12 protein-coding genes are annotated in these 13,626 nt (G+C 71.1%); 5 read left to right on the top strand and 7 right to left on the bottom strand.

The features are described from left to right. Positions 1-17: 17 nt before the first annotated feature. Positions 18-749, bottom strand: coding sequence for a GAF and ANTAR domain-containing protein (locus tag AMIS_RS34460; protein WP_197537987.1), 732 nt, complete (start codon positions 747-749; stop codon positions 18-20). Between the two features lie 378 nt (positions 750-1,127). Then, complete coding sequence (locus tag AMIS_RS34455) at positions 1,128-2,114, bottom strand: LLM class F420-dependent oxidoreductase (RefSeq protein WP_231859154.1); 987 nt, start codon at positions 2,112-2,114, stop codon at positions 1,128-1,130. A 112-nt stretch (positions 2,115-2,226) separates the two neighbouring features. Between AMIS_RS34455 and AMIS_RS34450 the strand changes: the two genes are divergently transcribed. Genes AMIS_RS34450 through AMIS_RS34440 form a run of 3 tightly spaced genes read left to right on the top strand, consistent with a single transcriptional unit; the run spans position 2,227 to position 5,652 of the window. Continuing rightward, positions 2,227-2,922, top strand: coding sequence for an ABC transporter ATP-binding protein (locus tag AMIS_RS34450; protein WP_014447092.1), 696 nt, complete (start codon positions 2,227-2,229; stop codon positions 2,920-2,922). Next, entirely contained in the window at positions 2,919-5,051 is a 2,133-nt protein-coding gene (locus AMIS_RS34445; protein WP_014447091.1) for a YhgE/Pip family protein, read from the top strand. Before AMIS_RS34450 ends, AMIS_RS34445 begins: the two co-directional genes overlap by 4 nt. Positions 5,052-5,055: 4 nt before the next feature. Beyond that, positions 5,056-5,652, top strand: coding sequence for a TetR/AcrR family transcriptional regulator (locus AMIS_RS34440; protein WP_014447090.1), 597 nt, complete (start codon positions 5,056-5,058; stop codon positions 5,650-5,652). A 10-nt stretch (positions 5,653-5,662) separates the two neighbouring features. Here the strand turns inward: AMIS_RS34440 and AMIS_RS34435 are convergent, their stop codons facing one another. Genes AMIS_RS34435 through AMIS_RS34415 form a run of 5 tightly spaced genes read right to left on the bottom strand, consistent with a single transcriptional unit; the run spans position 5,663 to position 9,982 of the window. Further along, positions 5,663-6,718, bottom strand: a complete 1,056-nt coding sequence (locus tag AMIS_RS34435) for an ABC transporter permease (RefSeq protein WP_014447089.1) — start codon at positions 6,716-6,718, stop codon at positions 5,663-5,665. After that, positions 6,715-7,608: an ABC transporter ATP-binding protein gene (locus tag AMIS_RS34430; protein ID WP_041830248.1), complete on the bottom strand. Its 894-nt coding sequence runs from the start codon at positions 7,606-7,608 to the stop codon at positions 6,715-6,717. Before AMIS_RS34430 ends, AMIS_RS34435 begins: the two co-directional genes overlap by 4 nt. Positions 7,609-7,658: 50 nt before the next feature. Further along, entirely contained in the window at positions 7,659-8,318 is a 660-nt protein-coding gene (locus AMIS_RS34425; RefSeq protein ID WP_014447087.1) for a response regulator, read from the bottom strand. Further along, a complete protein-coding gene (locus AMIS_RS34420; protein ID WP_014447086.1) occupies positions 8,315-9,601 on the bottom strand; it encodes a sensor histidine kinase in 1,287 nt (428 codons plus the stop codon). Before AMIS_RS34420 ends, AMIS_RS34425 begins: the two co-directional genes overlap by 4 nt. A gap of 27 nt (positions 9,602-9,628) precedes the next feature. Then, entirely contained in the window at positions 9,629-9,982 is a 354-nt protein-coding gene (locus AMIS_RS34415; protein ID WP_014447085.1) for a helix-turn-helix domain-containing protein, read from the bottom strand. A gap of 758 nt (positions 9,983-10,740) precedes the next feature. On the opposite strand from AMIS_RS34415, the gene AMIS_RS34410 reads away from it, so the two are divergent. Both AMIS_RS34410 and AMIS_RS34405 read left to right on the top strand, forming a co-directional pair. After that, a complete protein-coding gene (locus AMIS_RS34410; RefSeq protein ID WP_014447084.1) occupies positions 10,741-12,264 on the top strand; it encodes an amino acid permease in 1,524 nt (507 codons plus the stop codon). 13 nt (positions 12,265-12,277) lie between these two features. Beyond that, complete coding sequence (locus AMIS_RS34405) at positions 12,278-13,624, top strand: glutamine synthetase family protein (protein ID WP_041831574.1); 1,347 nt, start codon at positions 12,278-12,280, stop codon at positions 13,622-13,624. Positions 13,625-13,626: the final 2 nt, after the last annotated feature.

Genomic DNA, 13,626 nt, shown 5'->3' with positions numbered 1-13,626 from the left:
GCTGCGCTCACTGAAAGTCACCTGTCTTCATCGTCGGCCAGGTTGTCGAACCTCAGACGCCGGGCCACCACGTCGGCAGCGATCGCATCGAGGTCGAGTCCAGCGGCGAACGCGTGCGCACGCAGTCGAGCCAGTGCGTCCTCCACCGGCACTCCGGCCTGCACACTGATCATGCCGGTTGCCTGATGCACGACCGCTCGCTGCAGCAGATGATCGCTGCCGCCGGCGGTCAGGGAGTCGTCGCTGCCGGCCTGCGCCGCTGTCTCGACCAGGATGAGTTCGACGACGGCCCCGGCGAGCACGAGCGCGTCAGCCAGAGTCCGATCGGCCAGATCGCCCGGCGTGTCGCGGTACAGATCCATGACGCCCATCCCGGTCTCGCCCACCTGCAGCGGCAAGGCGAAGACCGCCTGAGCGCCGGCCAGCACGGCCGCCGGGGCGAATGCGGGCCACTGCTCGCGCCACAGGGTCGCGTGGAGATCACCGGCCAGAACCGGACTCGCCGTGGCGTAGGCATCGCGGCACGGTCCTTCGCCGAGAAGGAATTGCAGTTGCTCCACCCGGGCGCTCACCGCGTCACTGGCATAGCGCACCTGCTGGGTCTGGGGAGTCATCACTGTGACTCCCACGCCGCCGATGCCGGGAAGGCTCGACAGGCACGCGCGGCACAGGCCGTCGATATCCGGGCCGTGGGCCGCCAGCAACTGTTCTATGCGCAGTCGATGTCCGGGGTCATCCACATCGATCACGGCCGACTCCGGACACACGTAGACACCAGGATGTCGCCATGACGAAACCTCCGGCCCTGCCCCGCGAGTGGTGGCCCGGCTTCGGATCCGGCGTCGTGATTCACCGGCATCCCATCGGGCCAGCCCGCCGGTCGCGGCAGATCTCCTCCTAGCTTACGCCGGTGCGGGCGGGCCCGGCTCCACGGCGTTTCGTGTCCCGCGTGAGCGGAGCGCGGAGCGCGGCACGCCCGGCCGGGGTCGTGAGTGCCTCCGGCGGTGCGGCGCGAGCCGACCAGCGGGGCGAATTGACACTCCTGGCGCGCAGCGGGAAGGTCGTCTGGCCCCGCTGCCGCCGGCCGGCGCCGGGCTGACGTAAGGGCGCGGTGCCGTGCCGCCCGGTCAGGCCGGGCGTCCCAGGGCGGTGATCAGCTCGGCGAGGGCCGCGGCACCACCGCGTTCCAGCTCGGGAGTGGGCATCAGGGCCATCACCGGGACCGTCACGCCGGCGCGGGCGTACGCCTCCACCCGGCTGCGGCACTCGTCGGGCGAACCGTGCACGATCAGCTCGTCGACGAGCGAGTCCGGGATGGCGGCGAGCGCGCCCTTGCGGTCGCCGGACTCCCAGGCCCGCCACATCGGCTCCAGGACCTCGGAGCGGCCGAGCCAGCGGTGGAACGCCGCGTACGCCGGGACGGTCAGGTAAGCGGTGATCATGCGACGGCCGACCGTGCGGGCGTAGCCGGCGTCCTCGGTCGGGATCACGAAGATCCGGGCGGCGACGTCGAAGCCCGGGCCGGCCTCCTTGGTCTCGGCGAGCGCGGTCGCCACGTCGGTGGCGGCGAGCCAGTTCAGGATCACGCCGTCGGCCTCGGCGGCGGCGAGCCGGAGCATCTGCGGGCGCAGCGCGGCGAGCATCAGCGCGGGCGGGGTGGCCGGCGGGCGTTCCAGGCGGAAGCGCCGGACGGTGAACGTCGCGAACTCCTCGTCGACGACCTCGCCGGCCAGCGCGGACCGCAGGAAGCGGAGCACGTCGCGGCTGCGGGCGAACGGCCGGCTGAAGTCCACCGCGTTCCAGTCGCCGACGACCACCGGGGACGAGGCGCCGATGCCGAGCTGGAAACGGCCCGGGGCGGTCTCGGCGAGCGCCGCGGCGGTCATCGCGAGCAGCCCGGGGCCGCGGGTGAAGACCGGGGCGATCGCGGTGCCCAGACGCAGCCGGGGCTCCCACGCCGCGGCGAGCGTGAGTGGTGTGAACGCGTCGGTGCCGTTCACCTCGGCCGACCAGACGTCGGTGAATCCGGCGTCGGCCAGAGCCGTGTACACGGCAGCGTGATCGGCGAGCGGAACTCCGCCGAACGGCACGGTCATGCCCCATCGCATCGACATGCCCATGATCCTGCCGGTCGATGTGGCGTGATGTCCACCACCGGAGGATGGCGACGCGTACCGGGGTGGGTATGTTTTTGAACTGACCAGTCAGTTTAAAAAGGGGGCCGCCATGACGGTGCTCACCGCCACCGGCGCCGGCGTCCGGCATCGCCGCCGCTGGCTCGTCCAGGGACTCGACCTGCGGGTCGAGGCAGGTGAGACGGTCGCGATCATCGGCCCCCCGGGCAGCGGACGCACCTCCGCGCTGCTCGCCCTGGCGAGGCGGCTGCGGCTCTCCGCCGGCACGGTCGAGATCAGCGGTACGGCGGCGCTGGGTCATGTGCCCGGCGTGGAGGAGCCCGAACCCGTCTTCACGGTGGCGGAGCACATAGTCGAGAGGCTCACCCTGCTGGGCCTGCCGCGCGCCGGCGACGTGCCGCTGCACGGGCTGGATCCGGCGCTGCGGGGGCGGGATCTGACCCCGTACCAGAAGCAGGTCCTGGGTTTGACTCTCGCGGGTCTGAACCGGCCGTCGGTGATCGCGCTGGACGGGGTGGACGCCGGCCTGGACGCGGCGGAACGCGAAGCGCTCCGAGGGCTGGTCGGTGAGATCGCGGCGAGCGGGGTGGCGGTGCTGGTGACCGGGCGCGAGGCCGATCCCGTGCTGGTGGACCAGGTGGTGACGCTGGACGACCCGCAGACCGGGGAGCCGGGCCGGGCGACGGTGGTCCGCACGACCGAGCCGGTGAACGCGGAGGCCGAGCCGGTGGACGTGGAGGCCGAGCCCGCGGAGGCCGAGCCGGTGGACGCGGAGGTCACGGCATGAACACTCTGAGGCTGGCCGGATACGAGCTGCGGCGCTTCCTGCGCAGCCGGCTGACCACCGCGGCCGTGGTGGTGCTCGCGGTGATCCCGCTGCTCTACGGCGCGCTCTATCTCTACGCGTTCTGGGATCCCTACGGGCGGCTCGACCACATCCCGGCGGCGCTCGTCGTGCAGGACTCGCCGGCCGAGGCGGCCGACGGCACGACCGTCCGGGCCGGGCAGGACCTCGCCGACGAGCTGATCGACCGGGAGGTCTTCGACTGGCACGTGGTGGACGCGGCCGCCGCCGAACGCGGGCTGCGGGACGGGAAGTACCAGATCGAGCTGCTGATCCCGGCCGGCTTCTCGAAGGACCTGGCGACCGCGCCGGACGCGGACAGCACGCCGCGGACCGCTCAGCTGAGCGCGGTGAGCGACGACGCCACGAACTACCTCTCGGGAGTCTTCGCGCGGACCGCCTTCGACGAGGTGCGGGCGGCCGCGGCGTCGAGCGCCTCGGCGCGCTACTTCGACCAGATGCTGATCGGCTTCACCGACCTGAAGAAACAGACGTCGCAGGCCGCCGACGCGGCCGGGAAGGTGCGCGACGGATCCGGCAAGCTGGAGGGCGGCGCCGGCCGGGTGGCCGGTGGCATCGACGACGCCGAGGCCGCGACCGGGAAGCTCGCGAACGGCATCGACCGGGCCGGTTCCGGCGCCGACCGGCTCGCGGACGGCCTGAAACAGCTGGAGTCGGGGACGAGCCGGATCGCGTCCGGCACCGCCGAGGCGGCCCGCGGCACCCGGCAGCTGGCGGACGTGGTGGACGGCGCGGCGGACCGGATCGAGCCGGTGCTGCGGGAGAACGCGCGGACCATCGAAGAGGCGGCCGACGACGTCGCCGCCGGGGCCTCCGCGCTGGCGAAGAACGTCGGCGCGATCGACGACGCGGCCGACCGGGCCGTGGCGGACGCCCGGAAGCTGCGCGGATATCTGGACTCGCTGCCGGACGAGACCCCCGGTGTCGGCGACGCGCGGGAACTCGCCGACACCCTGGTGACCGACGCCGAGCGGATCCAGGCCCGGATCGACGCGGCCGACCTCGACGCGCTGCGCGCCCGCCTCACCCGCGTCGCGGCGGACGCCCGCGCGGTCGCCGACGCCGCGCCGCACCTGGCCGGCGACGTGCGGAAGGCGCGCACCCGGGTCGACGCGCTCGCGAACGGGCTGGACGAGCTCGCCACCGGCGCGAAGAAGCTGGACACCGCCACCGGCACGCTGTACGACGGCGCCACCGACCTGCGCGGCGGGATCTTCAAGTTGTCCAGCGGCGCCCGGCAGATCGACGACGGGCTCGCGACGCTCTCCGACGGCGGGCATCAGGTCGCGTCAGGGCTCACTCAGCTGACCGGCGGGGCCGACCGGCTCGCCGACGGGCTCACCGACGGCGCCGGCAAGATCCCGGCGTACACCGACACGTCCGAGCGGGCCGGGGTCCTCGCCGACCCGGTCTCCCTGGACCGCGTGGTCCGGCACCCGGCCGCCACCTACGGCGTGGGCTTCGCGCCCTACTTCCTGGCGCTCGCGCTCTGGGTCGGCGCGATGATCAATTACATGCTGCTGCGGCCGCTGAACCGGCGCTACCTGGCGTCCGGGGCGCCGCCGCACCGGGTCGCGCTGGCCGGCCTGCTGCCCGGCGTGGCGATCGGCGGAGTCCAGGCCACCCTGCTGTATCTGGTGGTCCGGTTCGGTCTCGGCCTCTCCCCGGTCCACCCGGTCACCACGTTCGGGCTGATGCTCGGCACGGCGGCCGTCTTCGCGGCGATCATCCAGCTGCTCGGCGCCGCGCTCGGGCCGGTCGGCCGGGTCGCCGCCCTGGTCCTGCTGATGCTCCAGCTGACCTCGTCCGGCGGCACCTACCCGGTGCAGACGTCACCCGGCTTCTTCCAGGCGGTCCATCCGCTGCTGCCGATGACGTACGTGGTGGAGTCGATGCGTCACGCCATCGACGGCGGTTCGAGCGCGACCGTCACGCACGCCGCGCTGATCCTCGCCGGGTTCGGTCTGGTGGCGACACTGCTCACCGTGGTCCTGGCCGGACGGCAGCGCCGGATGCGTGCCGCGGACCTGCACCCGGAACTGGTGCTCTAGGGTCGTGGGCGTGCAGACGGACGGACGGAGCCGCCGGCGGGAGGACACCCGTCAGCGGCTCTTCGAGGCGGCCGTGGAGCTCATCGCCGAACAGGGTTTCTCGGCGACCACGGTGGACGACATCGCGCTGCGGGCGGGCGTCGCCAAGGGGACCGTCTACTACAACTTCAAGTCGAAGACCGAGCTCTTCGAGGAGCTGCTCCGGCACGGCGTCGGGCTGCTCACCGACGAGTTCCGGGCCGCGGTCGACGGGCTGCCGCCCCGGGACGCGGTCCGCGCCCTGATCCGTGCCCAGCTGGAGTACATCCGGCGTTACCGGGCCTTCGCCCAGCTGCTGCTCTCCGAGATGTGGCGGACCAACCGGGAGTGGCAGCAGACCCTGATCCTGCTCCGCGAGCAGGCCATCGGAGTGATCGCCGAGACCGTGCGGTCCGGCGTCGACTCCGGCGACCTGCCCGCCGAGCTGGACGTGCGGGTGGCGTCGGCGGCGCTCTTCGGTGTCGGGCTGGTGGTCGCGGTGGACTGGCTGGTGTTCCAGCCCGACCGCGACATCGCCGACGTGGAGGAGTCGCTGCTGGCGATCGTCCGCCGGGTCGCCTGAGCCCTGTCGCCTAGGCGTTCTTCCAGGCGGTGGCGATCGTGGTCTTCTGCCGGGTGCGCATCAGCGAGCCCTGGTAGATCCGCGAGCCGGCGGCCAGCAGCAGCAGCGCGGTCACCGCCAGGATCAGCAGGGACACCAGGGGCTCCCAGGCCGCCGCGTCGCCCTTGAAGAGCCGGATCGGCATCGCGATCGGCGACGAGAACGGGATGTACGACAGGATCTGCTGCGCACTCGCGTTGTCCTGGAGGAACAGCACCGCGAAGAACGGGATCAGCACCGCCATCTGCACCGGCGACGAGGTGCTGGTGATCTCCTCCTGCCGGGAGGCGAGCGCGCCCACCCCGGCCCAGACCGTCGCCAGCATCAGGAAGCCGAGCACGAAGAACGGCAGGAACCAGGCGAGTGTCGGGCCGAGGGCGTCCACCACGCCGGTGTCGACGTCGGTGACGCTCATGCCGACGAACGCGACGACAGCGAGCAGGGCTATCTGGCCGAACGCGAGCAGTGTCATCGCGGCCACCTTGCCGGCCAGCAGCGCCCGGACCGGCACGCTCGACACCAGGATCTCGACGATCCGGGTCTGCTTCTCCTCGATCACGCTCTGGGCGATCTGCAGCCCGTACGTGTACGAGGTGAGGAAGAACAGCATCGCGAGGATCGTCGGGATCAGGACCATCAGGAACGGGTCGATGTCACCCGGGTCGAGCAGACGCACCGGCGGGGCGACGCTGAGCGCGCTGACCACGTCGTTCGGCGGGTCGTCCATGGCGAGCACCTCGGGGCCGGGGACCACCGCGGCCTCGACCTCGCCGTCGCGCAGCAGCTTCTCGGCGGCAGCCGTGTCCGGGACCTCGACGACCTCGAACTCGGCCTGGCGCAGCGGTGCCGTGGCGGCGGGCTCGGCCACCGCCACCTTCGTCGGCCCGCCGCTGATCATCGTCGGCAGGATGATCGAGGCGAGCACGACGACCAGGAAGAACGCGGTGCTGTAGAGGAACGCCTTGTCGCGCAGCTTGGTCCGGAGCTCGCGGCCGGCGACGAGCCGGGTGGCCTCGAACGTGGTCACTGGATCACCTCTCGGAAGATCTCGGCGAGGGAGGGGCGGACCGGGCCGAACGCGTGCACCGGCCCCCGGTCCAGGGCGGCGCGGAGGATCGCCTGGTCGTCGGTCTCCGGCGCCAGGTCGACGACGGCCCGCGGCCCGTCCAGCTCGACCAGGGTCACGCCGGGCACATCGCGCAGCCAGCCCGCGTCGGCGCCCACCTCGATCGAGTAACGCGGCTGGGCGTACTGGTCACGCAGGTAGGCGCGGCTCCCGGCGGCCCGGATCGTGCCGTCCGCGATGATCACCAGGTCGTCGCAGAGCCGTTCCACCAGGTCCAGCTGGTGACTGGAGAAGAGCACCGCGGCGCCGGCCGCGGCCCGCTCGCGCAGCACCGCGACGACGTTGTCCGCGGCGAGCGGGTCCAGGCCGGAGAACGGCTCGTCGAGGACGAGCAGCTCCGGGTCGTGTACCAGGGCGGCGGCGATCTGCACCCGCTGCTGGTTGCCGAGCGACAGCTTCTCGACCAGATCCCCGGCGCGCGGCGCGAGCTCCAGCCGGTCCAGCAGCGCGGCGGTGCTGGCCTTCGCGTCGGCCGTGCTCATCCCGTGCAGCCGGCCCAGGTAGACGATCTGCTCGGCGACGGACATCTTCGGGTAGAGGCCGCGTTCCTCCGGCATGTAGCCGAAGCGCTGCCGCACCTCACGGGTGATCGGGGCGCCGCGCCAGGTGGTCGTCCCGGACTCGGCGCCGAGCACGCCCAGGATGATCCGCATCGTGGTGGTCTTGCCGGCGCCGTTCGCGCCGACGAAGCCGGTCAGGCGGCCGGCGTCGACGGCGAAGGACACGTCCTTGAGGACCTGCCGGTCGCCGAAGGACCGGTTGACGGCATCGACGTTGAGGACGGTGGTCATGCGGTAAACGCTAGGGGCCGCCGACCTCGATGTCGTCCGGCGCGAGAACGTCATCCCTGCGAAGGACGCACCACCCCGAGCTCGTACGCCAGGACCACGGCCTGCGTCCGATCCCGCGCGCCGAGTTTCATCAGCACCCGGCTCACGTGCGTCTTCACGGTGGTCTCCCCGAGCCGCAGCCCGGTCGCGATCTCGGCGTTGGTGGCGCCGCCGGCGAGCAGCACCAGCACCTCGTGCTCGCGCGGTGTCAGCTCGTCCAGGCGGACCACCGGCTCGGGCGTGCGCTGGCGGGGCGCGGTGAAGCCGGCGATCACCCGGCGGGTCACGGCGGGGGCGAGCAGCGCGTCGCCGGCGGCTATCACGCGTACCGCCTCGGTCAGCGCCTCCGGTGTGCCGTTCTTCAGCAGGAACCCGCTGGCACCGGCCTGCAGCGCCGCGAACAGGTAGTCGTCGCGGTCGAACGTGGTGAGGATCAGCACCGACGGGCCGCCGGCCGCGGCGATCCGGCGGGTCGCCTCCAGGCCGTCCACGCCGGGCATCTCGACGTCCATCAGCACGACGTCCGGCCGCAGGCTCAGGGCCAGGTCGGTGGCCTGCGCGCCGTCCGACGCCTCGCCGACGACGGTGATGTCGTCCTCCATCTCCAGGATGACCCGGAAGCCGGTGCGGACCAGCGCGTGGTCGTCCGCCAGCAGGACCCTGATCGTCACCGCGACTCTCCCGCCATGCTCAGCACGGGCGTGAAGGGCAGGCGGGCCCGGACCCGGTATCCGCCGCCCGGCCGTGGACCGCTCTCCAGCTCTCCGTCGTGCACCGCGACGCGTTCCCGCATGCCGATGATTCCCATCCCCCCGGATTTCTCTGGCTTGTCGGACGTGCCCCGCCCGTCGTCTGTCACGTCCACCTCCACCAGGCCGCTCAGGTAGCGGACCCGGATGTCGAGCGTGCGGGCGTGCGCGTGCTTCAGCGCGTTGGTGACCGCCTCCTGGACGATCCGGTACGCGGTCTGCGACACCGAGTCCGGCAGCGGCACGGGGTCACCGAAGACCGCCGAGTGAACGGTCAGGCCGGCTTCCCGCGCGCTCTCCGCGATCTGCGGGATCCGGTCGACGCCGCTGGTGGCCGCCTCCGCGGTGGCGCCCGAGGCGCGCAGCGCGCCGAGCATCCGGCGCAGCTCGTCCACCGCGGTCCGGGCGCCCTCCTCGATCGCGGTGAGCGCGGTCCGCGCCCGCGCCGGATCCTTGTCCAGCGCCCGCCGGCACGCCGACGCCTGGATGCCCATCACCGACACGTGGTGGGCGACCACGTCGTGCAGTTCCCGGGCGATCCGCACCCGCTCGCGGATCACCGCCCGCTCGGCCTCGGCGGCCTGCGCGGCGCGCAGCTCGGCGGCCTGCGACTCGACCGTGTTGAGCCGGCGCGCGGCCTGCCAGGCGGCGTCGCCGACCAGGTAGACCGAGCCGAAGAAGATGACGTTGACGAAGTAGTTGTTGAAGACCAGCGACCAGAGCACCGGCAGCTCGCCGGAGGCGCCCTCGAACGACTCGCCGTGGATCTCGTCCCACTGCGTCAGGAAGGCGACGGTGAGCCAGCCGAACATCGCCGCGATGATGCCGAGCCGGAGCGTCCGGGCCCGGCGCCGGACCGGTCCCCACGCACCGAGCGTGTAGATCGCGGCGTACAGCGCGTACGTCGTGACCTGCTGCTCCTGGGCGCCGCGGACCTGGCCGCCGATGAAGAGCGCCGACATGATCAGTGCGACCGCGTCCGGCCGCTGCCGCCGCCAGGCCAGCGGCAGCGTGGTGGCGACCGCCCAGGCGATCTGCTCGGCTCGGGCCGGAGCGTCGTCGGTGTGCAGCATGCCGACGCTGCGGGAGAGGAACAGGTTGAGCACCGCGACCGCCGCGACGCCGATGCCGATCCACAGATCTGCTTTCCGCTGCGCGGGCGTCGGGCCTGGCCTACGCCACTCTTCGATGTTCCACGATGGCATGGGGTGACCATCGCATGGATGAGGCTGTCAGTTCACTGAGGGGGTCAACCGGCGGCGGCGGGTCTGGGTGGGGATGGTGGCGTCCTCGTCCGGTCCCGGCGTGCCGCCGAGCTCGGCGATCCGCCGGTGCGCGGCCGCCAGACGGTCCTCGAGGGTGACGATCCGGCAGGCGGCGGCGAGCGGGAAACCCTCGTCCAGCAGCCGGCGAACGCGGGCCGCGAGGTCGAGCTGATGCCGTGAGTACCGACGGTGGCCCCCGGAGGAGCGTCCCGCCGCGATCAGCCCGGTCTCGTCCAGGCTGCGCAGAAAGGCCGGGGTCACGCCGATCAGCTCGGCGGCCCGGCCCATGGTGAACGCCGGTTCATCGCTCGACGAGGTCATGCGCTCCCATCCGGGGCCTCTCCGACGTGGTCCAGGGCCCCGGCGGGTAACCGGGGCCCTGGCTTTTCAATTCTTGTGCCGATCATTGTCGGCGCATGTGGTCGACCTGCTGCGTGCCGCTAGCGGTCGGCCGGAGTGATGGGCATCGGCTGCGATCACCTCTTGTCGGGCCGGGGACGTTGCGATTACGCGTTGCTGCGGTATCTCGTCCTCCTCCTCCAACTCAGCGACTGTGCCAGTTGCTCACCGGCCTTTCGACCGGCTCCGTCGGCCGTGACCGACCACCCGAATGTAATCCTCTCCGGCCCGGATTTCTAGACTCGCCGCTGTAGATTTTTTCGGAAAAGGTCTGTCTGACCAGCGATTATGCTGTAGTCGGTCGATGCCTTCCGGAGTAATCGCGTTGCCCGCGGACGGGGGCGGTGCGAGCCTTGAGGGGCAAGCGCGGGCCGCTCGGACGGCCCACCTTCGCGGCGGTGCGGGGCGCGGTCACCTCTCTCTTCGGCGCGCCCCCCACGCGCAAGCGCCCGCCCTGCGCCGCCGGCCCCCAGCAAGAGCGCCGCCGCTCCCCAGCAAGAGCGCCGCCGCTCCCCAGCAAGAGCGCCGCCGCCTCTCCGCAAGAGCGCCGCCGCCCTTTGTGGACCGTTTCGGCACAGCCGGAAGCGATCAATTAACCCTTGTCATTGACGCCCGTAACACGACGGCGAGATCATCACGGCAAGCGTGGTCCAGGTCACACCGGGCAAGGGAGCACTCAGATGAGCGCTGATCCAAGAATCGCCCCCACCTCCGACGAGGAACGACTCGCACAACTCGGTTACAAGCAGGAGCTGCACCGCCGGCTCTCGGGCTTCTCCAACTTCGCCGTCTCCTTCTCGATCATTTCCATCCTGGCCGGAGCGATCACCTCGTACGGGATCGCCATGGCCGCGGGCGGTCCGATCGCCATCACCCTGGGCTGGCTGTTCGTCGGCATCATGGTGACCTTCGTGGCGCTGGCGATGGCCGAGGTCTGCTCGGCCTATCCGACCGCCGGCGCCCTCTACTGGTGGGCCGCCGCGCTCGCCAAACGGAACAAGGCCGCCTGGGCCTGGTTCATCGGCTGGTTCAACTTCCTCGGCGAGGTCGCGGTGACCGCGGCCATCGACTTCGGCGCGGCGATCACCACGTCGGCGTTCCTGAGTCTCACCTTCGACATGGAGGTGACCACCGGCCGGACTTTCCTGATCTTCCTGCTCATCATCGTCGTGCACGGCCTGCTGAACACGTTCGGCGTGAACCTGGTGCGGGTGCTCTCCGACGTGAGCGCCTGGTGGCACCTGGTCGGCGTGGCGGTCATCGTCGGCATCCTGGCGATCGTGCCGGACCAGCACAAGCCGATCTCCGAGGTGTTCTTCGAGGTGCAGAACGCCACCGGCTTCACGTTCGCCGGGGCGGGCGTCTACGCCGTGCTGATCGGTCTGCTGATGGCGCAGTACACCTACACCGGTTACGACGCCTCGGCGCACGTGGCGGAGGAGACGCACGACGCCGCCCGGGCCGCGCCGCGGGGCATCGTGATGTCCGTGGTGGTCTCGGTGCTGGCCGGCTTCGTGCTGCTCTTCGCGATCACCTGGTCCATCCAGGACTACGAGGGCGCCCGGACGAGCGATCTCGGCCTGCCGCCCGCACAGATCTTCATCGACGCCGTAGGCCACGACCTCGGCACGTTCCTGCTGTTCATCTGCATGGTGGCGCAGTGGTTCTGCGGCATGGCCTCGGTCACCGCGAACTCCCGGATGTCGTACGCGTTCGCCCGGGACGACGCCATCCCCGGTTCCCGGATCTGGAAGAAGGTCAACACCCGCACCGGTACGCCGACCAACTCGATCTGGCTCTGCGTGAGCCTCTCGATCCTGCTGGTGCTCCCGTCGCTCTGGAACACCACGGCGTACCTGGCGGCCACCTCGATCGCGGTGATCGGGCTGTACATCGCCTACGTCGGACCGGTCCTGCTGCGCCGCCGTCTCGGCGCCGAGTTCGAGGCCGGCCCCTGGAATCTCGGAAAGTGGAGCGCTCCGGTCGGCTGGATCGCGATCGTCTGGGTAGGTGTCATCTGCGTTCTCTTCGTGCTGCCGACCGCGAGCCCGATCAGCGCGTCGAACTTCAACTACACGATCGTCGCGGTGGCAGTGGTCCTCGGGGCGGCCACGATCTGGTGGTTCGCGAGCGCCCGCAAGTGGTTCACCGGGCCGAAGCAGAACCTGATCGAGAAAGCACATCACGGCGAGCAGATCGACTGATGGGATGACGGACATGGATCTCGAGGAGCTCGACGTCTCGGTCGCCAACGGCAGCATCGACACGGTGCTGCTGGGTCTGACCGACATGCAGGGACGATTGCAGGGCAAGCGGCTGCACGGGCGCTACTTCATGGACGAGGTGGTGTCCGGCGGCAGTGAGGGGTGCAACTACCTGCTCGCCGTCGACGTGGACATGAACACGGTCGACGGGTACGAGATGTCCTCCTGGTCCACCGGCTACGGCGACTTCGTGATGCGGCCGGATTTCCGCACGCTGCGCCGCGTCCCGTGGCAGCCCGGCACCGCGTTGGTGCTCGCCGACCTGTTCGACACGGCGGGGGAGCCGGTCGCGCCGTCACCCCGGCAGATCCTGCGCCGCCAGCTGGACCGGCTGGCGGCGCACGGGCTGACCGCGTACGCGGGCACCGAGCTCGAGTTCGTCCTCTACCGGGACAGCTACGAGGAGGCGTTCACGAAGAACTACCGGGACCTGACCCCGGCGAACCAGTACAACGTGGACTACTCCCTGCTCGGCACCGCCCGGGTGGAGCCGCTGCTGCGCCGGATCCGCAACGAGATGTACGGCGCGGGCCTGGTGCCGGAGAGCGCGAAGGGGGAGTGCAACTTCGGTCAGCACGAGATCGCCTTCCGGTACGCGGACGCGCTGACCGCCGCCGACGGGCACGTGATCTACAAGAACGGGGCCAAGGAGATCGCCGCGCAGGAGGGCATGGCGCTCACCTTCATGGCGAAGCCGAACGAACGGGAGGGCAACTCCTGCCACATCCACTTCTCGTTACGGGGCGAGGACGGGCAGTCCGCGATGCTCGGGGACGGACCGGCGCACCTGAGCGTGACCGGGCAGCGGGTGCTGGCCGGGCTGCTCGCCACGATGCGGGAGTTCAGCCTGCTCTTCGCGCCGAACATCAACTCGTACAAGCGGTACCAGCCGGGGTCGTTCGCGCCGACCGCGATCCGGTGGGGTGTCGACAACCGGACCTGTGCGCTGCGGATCGCCGGGCACGGGCAGGGGATGCGGGTGGAGAACCGGGTGCCGGGCGGGGACGTCAACCCGTACCTGGCGATCGCGGCCCTGGTCGCGGGGGCGTTGCACGGCATCGAGAACGAACTGTCACTGGAGGACGAATTCGTCGGGAATGCGTATCACGATGCGGATGCGACACGAGTGCCGGGGACGCTCCGGGACGCGGCTTTGCTGTGGGCCGAGAGCGGAATCGCCGGATCGGCGTTCGGCAGCGATGTGGTCGCCCACTACGCGAACATGGCGAGGGTCGAACTGGCCGCTTACGACGCGGCGGTCACCGACTGGGAGTTGCGCCGTGGGTTCGAGCGTCTCTGAAG

The organism is Actinoplanes missouriensis 431 (genome assembly GCF_000284295.1).
Taxonomy (GTDB): domain Bacteria; phylum Actinomycetota; class Actinomycetes; order Mycobacteriales; family Micromonosporaceae; genus Actinoplanes; species Actinoplanes missouriensis.
The sequence above is the reverse complement of the archived record's forward strand: the minus strand, read 5'-3'. Positions and strand labels throughout refer to the sequence as shown.